General features: G+C 51.7%; 2 protein-coding genes. One reads left to right on the top strand and one right to left on the bottom strand.

Annotated elements, in window-relative coordinates; all coding sequences use genetic code 11:
- The first annotated feature begins 106 nt into the window (after positions 1–106).
- Positions 107–976: a hypothetical protein gene (locus ACXJL8_RS38915; protein WP_456686804.1), complete on the top strand. Its 870-nt coding sequence runs from the start codon at positions 107–109 to the stop codon at positions 974–976.
- A gap of 21 nt (positions 977–997) precedes the next feature.
- Here ACXJL8_RS38915 and ACXJL8_RS38910 read toward each other — a convergent pair.
- On the bottom strand, positions 998–2,460 hold a 1,463-nt coding region (locus tag ACXJL8_RS38910), incomplete at its 5' end, for an argonaute/piwi family protein (protein WP_456686803.1).

The following is a 2,460-nucleotide window of genomic DNA, read 5'->3' as shown; positions in this document are numbered from 1 at the left end:
ACCCTGAACCTAGCCAAGCGATTGGCTCCGCGCTGCGCCGTCGCCGGAATTGAAATCGCGCTGATGAAACGTCGCGGCGAGATTATTGACGTGCGGGTTGAATAAAGTGGCCTGCTATTTCACAGCAGAGGATGTTGCCGCGCTGAACAGCGCGAAGGACGACGTCCACACAAAATTTGAAGCGCTTCGCAACAAACTCATTGCTCGGACCTACAACAGCAACCGCGGGCGCGAGTACGCTGTCAGTGGCCTCATCCGTAGATTGGATACGATGATCCGCGCCATCAACTATGTGTACAATATTCTCCCGCCAGAACAGGAGGACATTCCTGACGTCGACGACCGTGTCGGCGCCACGATCGTAATTCAATCATTCGTCACCAACCTGCATGGATGTCTCGATAATCTCGCGTGGATATGGGTATACGAAACAAGCCAAAGAGGCCCGGATGGAAAAGAACTTGACCGACACTTGGTTGGCCTTGGCGAAGGATATTGGCTTCTCAGGAAATCGTTTTCAAAACCGTTTAGAAAATATCTCCAGACCCGAAGAAAATGGTTCCGGCATGTGGCGGAGTTCCGTGATGCTTTGGCCCACAGGATACCCCTATACATTCTGCCATTTATTCTCTCCAAAGATAAATCCGACGAATACCATCGGCTTGAGAAGGAGGCCCACGAAGCCGGTCAGAAAGGTGACTACAAGGCCTATGACGAATTAATAGCGAAGCAGAGAAAGCTCGGCGTTTATCGGCCATGGATGATGCATTCTCCCACGGAGAAATCCCCCGGCGTCGTTTTCCACGAACAGCTTTTGCAGGATTTCGTGACAATTGACGAGTGCGCCAACAAAATTCTAGAGGAATTAGCCCTCTTCGATAAGATTCCGAAAGTGGAAAGTACTGGCATCATTCGCCGAATCTTGTGTCGCGGACTGCAAGCGATACGCTACCTTCTCCGCCGACGCGCAGACTGAATTCGAGCGAGCTATCATTCATCAAATGTAATATTTGAACGGCTGACGATCCGCACCTTTTGCCGAACCCATCGTCAGCACCTCGCCAACCATGTTCGCAAAGCGAACCGTTACAGGTAAGCCATCATTGTAGTTGCACGAATTATAATTGATCTTCGTCAGCCCCATAATGTCACTGAGAATAATTGGAAGCGATGGCATGGTACCCTTGCTCCTCAGAGCCGTAATAAAGAGCGGATTTGGTGTTTCTGGTCCGATATAAGTGTCGAGTTGCGGGACGTAACCGTTTGTCCAAAGGTAAGCGCTCTTGTCGTCAAGCAGCATGGCAGTGCCACGCAAGACCGGATAATCACCATCTCGAAATAGCTTGGTTTCTCCGGAAGTTGTGCGTATCCGCACGCCAACTACGTTCGTGGTCGGCGGGGCCGCAGCTTCAAAGGCGGCCCATTCTTCTTCGTTGAAATATGTCTGCCCATGGATAAACAATTCCTGAGGTGCGGAATCGTGGAGTTCTCTATAGGTCTCTAAAACCTTCCTGATTAGGTCAGTCGCGGCCGAAGCGTTGAGGTGATAATCAAATTCGCCTTTCTTCCACGGACCATTTGCGCCGCGAAACACGACACCATCGCCTTCGCTCAAAAACATCTGCGCAGCGCAACAGGCATGGTCCGACGCGTCGCCGGGAAGGTTCTTGTACACAAGGCCGATATAGCAAACACCAGCGCGGATGCCCGATAGCTTCCAAGGTGGCTTTGGCTGTGTCTTGTAGTAAAGGCCCGTAGCCAAGTTCCACGCGATCGTCGCTGCGTCCTGGGTCCGGCGGAGCGGATACCCCGCTTTGTTTTTGAATTCGTCTGGAGCTATCGTTGTTTCACGAATGATCTGTGTTGGCGAGAGGGTTAGATATTCTGCCTTGACCTGCCGATGAAAGTCCGGGGCGTCGTCGAAGACGTTCTCTTCGGTGAGAACCTCTTTCAGTAGCGGAAGGTCAGAACGAGTCTTCTTTCTCTTCTCGAAATCGCCAAGCTCCAAGGACAAACCTGTCCGACGTGCATTCGGCTTGCATCGCTCGAAAATGAGCTCTGGAACAACAAGAATCCACAAGTCGACGGAGCGTTCATCATTTTCTCGGTGCCTCCGGGTTTTGTCGGCATAGAGCTTTACGACTTTCTTGACGGCCTCATGCAGATTCAAAATGCGCGTCGCGGCATCGATTGCCTTTGCATCAAGCGTACACGCCACAAATTCGGCGTCGTTCAAGGAAATTCCGAAAGCCTCTTCGAGCCCTGGAAAATTAGCCAGATGCAGCCTATCCTGCTTTTCAGTTTTTCCCGGCGGGGGAACAAGGATACCTTTCTTCAATCGACCTGCCCACGCACGAAAATAATTAATGCCCGCCGAGGTACCGATCACGCCGACACGGACCTCTTTCGTTTTCTTTGCCCTCTCGTGAGGGCCATAGAGAAACAGGCCGTCCTTCGGAT

The sequence above is a fragment of the Bradyrhizobium sp. P5_C11_2 genome (assembly GCF_054049755.1).
Note: the sequence above shows the minus strand (reverse complement) of the source record. Positions and strands in the feature narration are given on the sequence as shown.